Here is a 6,640-nt window from a genome sequence, read left to right as displayed (position 1 = left end):
GCGATTGTGATCGCAGAAGGTTACGCGACCGCAGATACCTTATCGCAAGCCTTAAGTTGTCCGGTTGTGGCTGCATTTGATTCGGGCAATCTGCTTAAAGTCGCTCAAGTTTTGCAAAAAAAATACCCGGAGAAACCTATTGTTATCGCCGGTGATGATGATTTAACACAGGAATCAATAAATGGCAAAAATCCAGGTAAGGAAAAAGCAATGGAAGCCGCCCAGCTGGTGAATGGCGCTGTAGTTCTTCCCATTTTTGCACCCGGTGAGCAAATGTCACAACAATTAAGTGACTTTAATGATCTGGCTAATAAAAGCGTGTTGGGTATTGAAGCAGTCAAACGTCAGGTCGGATCGGTTGTTGAAAAAGTATCTCAGCAGGCTAAACAGGACAGTTTATTGAGGTTACAAGCCCCTATTGAACCTAAGCAGCAGGAAATCAAGCAAAAACGGGCATTGATCAGGTAATATAAATCCGCTGCTATTTCTTTAGGTGACATCCCCATTGGAATATACGAAGGCACTCAAAATGATTTGTGTTATAGGTTTCAGCTTGCTATATATATCACTGAGTGCTATATTGCATTTAAGGCAGATACAGGATGACAATATACAAGACACGATGGTTTGCTCGTTGGGCAAACAAACAAGGATTGACCTCGCCCAGTCTTTGCGCAGCTGTGCGCGAGATGACTGAGGGACTGTATGACGCCGACCTCGGCAACGGGCTGCTGAAAAAACGAATTGCGCGACCAGGGCAAGGAAAGAGAAGCGGCTTTCGCACATTGGTCGCCACCAACAAAGGAAACTGTTGGATATTCTTATTTGGCTTCCCAAAGAACGAACGTAGCAACATCGACAAAGATGAAGAAGTAGCGCTAAAGCTGTTGGCTGCTCACCTGCTATCACTGACAGCGCATGCGCTCGATAAAGCACAACATGCGGGAGAATTAATGGAGGTTAATTGCGATGCGCAAGACTAAATCAACCATTCTTGAGGCTGTACATGACACGGCCAAGGGTTTACACAAAGCCGGCGTGCTGGATCAAGTTACGCTGCGTGAATTCGATCGATTGTGCTTGCCGCCTATTGAACCGTTGGGACCGGAGCAGATAAAACAAATTCGCGAAGCCACACGAGTCAGTCAGGCGGTGTTTGCTGCCATACTAAACACAAGTGTTTCGACAGTACAAAAATGGGAAATCGGACAGAAACGGCCAACTGGTACCGCTCTTAAGTTGCTACATCTTGTGCAAAAGCGCGGTCTGGAAGCTGTCGTCTGATCGGTTTAATTTCCTTCTCTTGCAGCAATCTATGTACTTACGCAGCAGGGACACCGATGTGCGGTGGTATTGAATACCAGGATCAGAAGATTTATTTCCCGCAGCCAGGGGCGTGTTTACCTGTGCGGCTACGAGATGGTAATGTTACCTGGGTAACGTGGGGCAGACGCAAGGATGAAGCCACCGGTAAATTTCCGAATGGCGGCTGGGCACTATTAGATATTTATCTTTGACGTACATCGTCAATATGGTGTAAATTGACAATCAATGATTATTGATTATTACGATAAGAAAACAGAAGCCTTTGCGGCAGGGAAGTTTGTTAAGGCTTTTCAAGGCTTCGAACAGCAGGCTGAAAGACGACTGGCCGTCCTGGATGCGGCAACTTGCCTCAATGATCTTAAACAATTAGCTAGTAACCGCCTTGAAGCTCTCGGTGGTGACCGGCAGGGGCAATTTAGTATCCGAGTTAACATACAATGGCGTATTTGTTTTAAATGGCCGGATGGATCACCAGGGCCAAGTCGTGTTGAGATAACGGACTACCATTAAGAGAAGGAGCAAAAATATGTTGAAACGTGCAGCCCATCCGGGAGTAATTCTTAAAGAAGAACTGGCAGAAACAGGGGTAACTCTCACAGAATTGGCCAGACAAATTGATGTGCCAGCCAACCGAATGAGCCAGATCATCAACGGCAAGCGCTCGATCACTGGTGACACAGCCCTAAGGTTAGGTCATTGGTTCAATACAGAACCTCAATTCTGGATGAACTTACAAGCTCAGTTTGATCTTGTGTCTGCTGATAGAAATGCGGGGGATGAGATTAAAGCTTTACCAACTGCGGCATCTATCGCACAAAATAAAAAACAAGGAGTAGGGCAGGGCATACAATCAACCTAATTCTCAGTTCTGAGATAATAGAATAATTTGATTCCTTGAGAAGGAAAACATATTCTAAAGTGAGCGAGGTCTGATTTTGTGGACTGGCAAATTGATGATATTTTGTCGACTTGTTAGGAGAAGCCATGAAACGAGTACCGCGCCGTTTGCTTACAGAAGAATTTAAGAAAGAGGCCATAAAGTTAGTTGAAGAGCAGCATTTCACTATAGTGGAATGCTGGCAGGCAATTAATTAGATATTGATCCTAAATCCATACGTACATGGATAGCCCAATCTGAGCGTGGTGAACTTAAATGTGCACTCTTACAAGCTTACGGGGGATCAACAGCGCATTCGTGAAGTTGAACGAGAATTAGCGATTGCTAGGATGGAGCGTGACATATTAAAAAAAGCACCCCCCCCTTTGGAGCTCGCATGCAATACGTTTTAATCATTCATGAAGTTGAATCTTATCCGGCATGGAAAGCCATTTTTGATCAAGCAGTGGACATTAGAAAAAGCGCTGGAGAAATCAGCTACCAATTATTGCGATACGATAACGACGCAAACAACATTGTCCACTTCTCGGCATGGTCATCACTGGATAATGCACGGCGTTTCTTCGAATCCCCCGAGTTGGTGGAAATCAGAAAAAAGGCTGGCGTAAAAGCGCCCGATTTTATCTATCTACAAGAAATAGAGCGTGATGTACTATAGCCCTAACATTACGCTCAAGCGGGACGCGCCTTTTCGTGGTGGTTCTTAAGGTTTGTTGTTTTTTCCAGATTCGGTAGTTACGCTAATCTTCCGTGAAAGGTGCGCCACTTAGCTTTACGTTAAAAAATCGCCTTTTCTATTCTGATTTAATAAGCCCACAAGACGTGTTTAGCTCCTATTTTTCTTAGCGATGTTTTTTTCATAAACTCTATTATGACCTCCCCCTCAAAAATTCCGATGGTCCCGGCTTACAACTCCGGATACGCCGCGTACCAGCGGATGCAGACCAGAATCACCTCAATCGGAAATCGCATTCCTTTTACAACCAGTTTGTAGCCTTACCATTTTTTCGATGTCAGCAGTCTACACGAATGTATCGATGATCTTGCTTAATGCGACAGAACCCTCGTAACTATGCGGTTAATTGACGCCCATACTGTATATCGGATATGCTTGTAGTTATAGTGTAATTATAAGGGCATGTATATTATGCACATATCATCGAAACAGAATGTTTCAAAACGTCGTCCTGTCAATTTGACTATTCGAGAAGATTTGCTGGAGAGCGCAAAGTCTCTTAATCTTAATACATCTAAGGCAGCAGAGGCGGGTATAGAAGACGCAATTAAAGAAATCCAAACCAGTAAATGGCTAGAATCAAACAAAGAAGCTCTTTTAGCTCATAATTTAAGGGTGGAAAAAGAAGGCACATTATTAAAACCTGATTGGATACCTGAATAGTGGCACGGTTTGATGTTTATGAATATAAGAGTAAGTCAGTTCCATTCGTATTGGATGTGCAAGCGGATTTATTATCTGATCTTATGACATGCATTGTTGTACCGTTGGTTCCTGAATTTACAGCCAGGAATGAGATTGCTTCCAAGCTAAAACCTGTTATTCAGATTCGAGAGGAAAACTATATTTTAATGACAACAGACATAGCTGCTATCAAAAGAAAATCACTTGGAAAGTTCGTTATAAATATTGAGAAAAATCATCGCGCGGATATTATTGAAGCGATTGATTTTCTATTTCAAGGATTCTGATTCTTTGATAGCTGGTTGATTATTAACGCTATTACTATTTAACATAAAAAAGATTATCGGCAATTGGAAACATACCATTAACAGACTGATTAATAATACTTAACTAATCTAGTTTACAAATTTCTGGCATTTTTTAATTGTGTTACCGCTTTATCAAAACTGTAAAAAGCTGACAATGAAGAGCCGATATCCTCTGCGACAGAGTGCGATTTGTTGGCAATGAGTGAATCGGCAAAATCGAGTTCTTTGCCAATTACTATCTTGGCTTCTTCATAATCGCACAGTGAAGACCAAATCACCTGGGAGTTCTCAAAGATAAAAGCGCCATCACTTATCAAGCCGCGCACAACAACACATACAGCGGCTTTGTCTAGGTTATATCGTTTGCCAGTTAGTGTCCACACTGTCTCAGCTAAAACAACATCTGTAATCAATACAGGGCATTTATTTTTAATTAAGCTTTTTGCCTTTGCATGTTGAACTGCATCGTCTGCCAATAGATACCGAAGTAACACATTGGTATCTATTGAAATCATTCAAAATTGTTCTGTCTTGACTGAACATCGCTGACAGCATGGTTTATTTTGGTTCCCTTTAATAGACCCGCTGCCACACCAACCTCTTTTTTAATGATATTAAATTGATTTCCATGACGAAAAATTTCCACTTCATCACCTGGCTGGATGCCTAGTTCTTCACAATCGGCTACGGGTAATGTAATTTGTCTTTTCGCACTTACTCTTGGCATCGCAAACCTCCGCAGTCTTTACTAGAGTTGCATTCTACTTTACTTATCGTAATTAGTAAAACTTAATCCTCAAGGGGTCAGATTTACTAAAACTGATCTTAAGATGCCGTGCACAGCACCAAAATCTTAGGCATGAAGGGCGCATACGCGCTTGTTACTCTGAAAAAAAGGAAATGTACTGGCATGGAAGCATATACTGCTTCATGGAGAATACGATCTTAGCCGCGAAAATATCCATGATGACTTTGGTCTCGCAGACCCCAAAATTATAACTTTAACGACATCAAGACCCACATAGATTATATTCTGTTTCATAGACGCTTCTCCTTCAGTTATTAGTGCTCGGTGGATAATAGCACTTTGAGGTTCCATTCTTGATGGTAGCCCTCGGTTTAGAGTAGGATGGAGCATCTATATCTTCTATACCCGAGGAAAAAATGAGATTACTTATTTTACTGCTGAGTTCCATGTTTTTTGTGGGTTGTGCTGCGCCCATCGTAAAAGTGGATATTCCAAATATCAAGGAGTCGGATGCGGCCAATGTTGCTGACCTTAGGCCGGCATCAGAAAAAGAGAACAAAATATTTAGCCTGGCAATAACCAGTGAGGCTTATGGCACTTATCGCCGTGGGGACGCACGCTTAAATCCGCCTGTAACTCGCATACTCCAACACAGGGCTTACGAAAAATTTAATGCAACTGGAGAGATACCAAAAATAAAAATACACCACTTGGTTGTCTATGCGAACCTGAAGTCAGAGCTGCGTCGAGATGTAACTGGTGGATTTTTGGGTGGACTAATTGGTGCAGGAATCGCATCAGCAACACAGAAGAATGTGGTTGATGGTATTGCCTCAGTTATGAGCGAAGAGGAGTTTCGATCGTTAGGTGATGAAGAATACAAGCGCACACTATATACGGAAAAAGAAAATCCTAATAAAGCCAGTGTTTTTATTGTCTATTTGGATGCGGAAGTTAATGGAAAGCGCACTGTTGTAAAAACAATGACGCCAACCAAGCTCGCGGATGGAAAAAATCCTCACCTTGCCGCTGTTGAAACAGCGATAGCGTATTTCCTGCAGCAATATTAATTTAGATCCCCCCGGCTTCGCCGACCCCGACCCCGACCCCGACCCCCTTTTCAACGGGGGTTATTATTCAAGAGCATAAAAAAGCGGGGGGGGTATTTATAAATAATTCAGGCCGCCTTTTTCATTTTTGGTATCGGTCTATCGACGCTGTTCACAATCTTCAATTCAGGATACCAGCGTTCAAAGTGACGGTGTAAGTCGTTGTTGAGCACAGCTGTTCTCGTTTGCAACAGATAATGTTGCACCTTTATGCGTCCATTGCATTTGCTGCTTTTTAACCATTCGCTTAGCGACGACTTCGTTAATCGTCGACTCCATAAAACTGGTCGAAATCGCTTCGCCATAGCGCCACTTCTCGCCGTAATTCGGAATCAAACGTTGATTATTTCGAATGTAGATGTCCAATTCGTCTAGGTGTTTTAGAAATTTCTTTCGGTTTGTATAGCGAATTGCTCGATCATCAATGATCACTACGCAATCCTCGATTCGGTCTAGTGCTCTTTCAACATTGCCATGCCAAAGGTGCCATTTGGTGCTTTCTAAGTGTCAATCAGCGTTGAAAACTTTCCAGGCATCAGCTTTCTGACCTGTTCCTAACTAGAGCTTACTCAGAAATTCAGCAATCAGATATGCACTGCCAAGTAAGAATTCCGGTTTGAGCTGAATTGGCAAGCACGGGCAAACCGAATTTCTCTGGGCCTGCACTTTTTTGTCACCCAAAATACTATTCTGACAGCAAGATTTTTTAGATAAATAAAAACCCGCACCAAGATGAGCAGGTTCATAACCAGGAAGATACTATTAATCCATGCGGCAGACGTATCAGCGCGCTTGGCTCGAATATTGTTGAGCCGATAACCATACTTTCCT

General features: G+C 42.7%; 12 protein-coding genes and 2 pseudogenes. 10 read left to right on the top strand and 4 right to left on the bottom strand.

Annotation, left to right across the window (positions count from 1 at the left end):
- The 9 genes from Q0C11_RS14040 to Q0C11_RS14000 all read left to right on the top strand — a co-directional run.
- The coding region (locus tag Q0C11_RS14040) for a toprim domain-containing protein (protein WP_293009013.1) at window positions 1–468 on the top strand (468 nt) is incomplete at its 5' end.
- A 134-nt stretch (window positions 469–602) separates the two neighbouring features.
- A complete protein-coding gene (locus Q0C11_RS14035; RefSeq protein ID WP_244073784.1) occupies window positions 603–983 on the top strand; it encodes a type II toxin-antitoxin system RelE/ParE family toxin in 381 nt (126 codons plus the stop codon).
- Window positions 970–1,284, top strand: a complete 315-nt coding sequence (locus Q0C11_RS14030; protein WP_090541825.1) for a DNA-binding transcriptional regulator — start codon at window positions 970–972, stop codon at window positions 1,282–1,284. The genes Q0C11_RS14035 and Q0C11_RS14030 overlap by 14 nt, the downstream gene beginning before the upstream one ends.
- Window positions 1,285–1,340: 56 nt before the next feature.
- Window positions 1,341–1,517 carry a hypothetical protein gene (locus Q0C11_RS14025; RefSeq protein WP_244073785.1) on the top strand — a complete coding sequence of 59 codons (177 nt, stop codon included), beginning with the start codon at window positions 1,341–1,343 and terminating at the stop codon, window positions 1,515–1,517.
- Window positions 1,518–1,551: 34 nt separating this feature from the next.
- On the top strand, window positions 1,552–1,836 hold the full coding sequence (locus Q0C11_RS14020) for a type II toxin-antitoxin system RelE/ParE family toxin (RefSeq protein ID WP_279600101.1): 285 nt from the start codon (window positions 1,552–1,554) through the stop codon (window positions 1,834–1,836).
- Between the two features lie 16 nt (window positions 1,837–1,852).
- Complete coding sequence (locus Q0C11_RS14015) at window positions 1,853–2,185, top strand: HigA family addiction module antitoxin (protein ID WP_244073786.1); 333 nt, start codon at window positions 1,853–1,855, stop codon at window positions 2,183–2,185.
- Between the two features lie 415 nt (window positions 2,186–2,600).
- Complete coding sequence (locus Q0C11_RS14010) at window positions 2,601–2,882, top strand: antibiotic biosynthesis monooxygenase (protein ID WP_244073787.1); 282 nt, start codon at window positions 2,601–2,603, stop codon at window positions 2,880–2,882.
- 489 nt (window positions 2,883–3,371) lie between these two features.
- Window positions 3,372–3,623: a type II toxin-antitoxin system CcdA family antitoxin gene (locus Q0C11_RS14005; protein ID WP_244073788.1), complete on the top strand. Its 252-nt coding sequence runs from the start codon at window positions 3,372–3,374 to the stop codon at window positions 3,621–3,623.
- On the top strand, window positions 3,623–3,931 hold the full coding sequence (locus tag Q0C11_RS14000; protein WP_279600102.1) for a CcdB family protein: 309 nt from the start codon (window positions 3,623–3,625) through the stop codon (window positions 3,929–3,931). Before Q0C11_RS14005 ends, Q0C11_RS14000 begins: the two co-directional genes overlap by 1 nt.
- A gap of 113 nt (window positions 3,932–4,044) precedes the next feature.
- Here Q0C11_RS14000 and Q0C11_RS13995 read toward each other — a convergent pair whose 3' ends face one another.
- Both Q0C11_RS13995 and Q0C11_RS13990 read right to left on the bottom strand, forming a co-directional pair.
- Window positions 4,045–4,467, bottom strand: a complete 423-nt coding sequence (locus Q0C11_RS13995) for a PIN domain-containing protein (protein WP_279600103.1) — start codon at window positions 4,465–4,467, stop codon at window positions 4,045–4,047.
- Window positions 4,464–4,679, bottom strand: coding sequence for an AbrB/MazE/SpoVT family DNA-binding domain-containing protein (locus tag Q0C11_RS13990; protein ID WP_244073791.1), 216 nt, complete (start codon window positions 4,677–4,679; stop codon window positions 4,464–4,466). The genes Q0C11_RS13995 and Q0C11_RS13990 overlap by 4 nt, the downstream gene beginning before the upstream one ends.
- Window positions 4,680–5,116: 437 nt before the next feature.
- Between Q0C11_RS13990 and Q0C11_RS13985 the strand changes: the two genes are divergently transcribed.
- Window positions 5,117–5,770 carry a hypothetical protein gene (locus tag Q0C11_RS13985; RefSeq protein WP_244073792.1) on the top strand — a complete coding sequence of 218 codons (654 nt, stop codon included), beginning with the start codon at window positions 5,117–5,119 and terminating at the stop codon, window positions 5,768–5,770.
- A gap of 107 nt (window positions 5,771–5,877) precedes the next feature.
- Here the strand turns inward: Q0C11_RS13985 and Q0C11_RS13980 are convergent.
- Both Q0C11_RS13980 and Q0C11_RS13975 read right to left on the bottom strand, forming a co-directional pair.
- Window positions 5,878–6,313 (bottom strand): annotated as a pseudogene (locus Q0C11_RS13980) (ISKra4 family transposase); the annotation flags it as partial.
- Between the two features lie 80 nt (window positions 6,314–6,393).
- Window positions 6,394–6,640: pseudogene (locus tag Q0C11_RS13975) on the bottom strand (IS5/IS1182 family transposase); the annotation flags it as partial.

Source organism: Nitrosomonas sp. (assembly GCF_022842015.1).
GTDB lineage: Bacteria > Pseudomonadota > Gammaproteobacteria > Burkholderiales > Nitrosomonadaceae > Nitrosomonas.
Note: the sequence above shows the minus strand (reverse complement) of the source record. Positions and strands in the feature narration are given on the sequence as shown.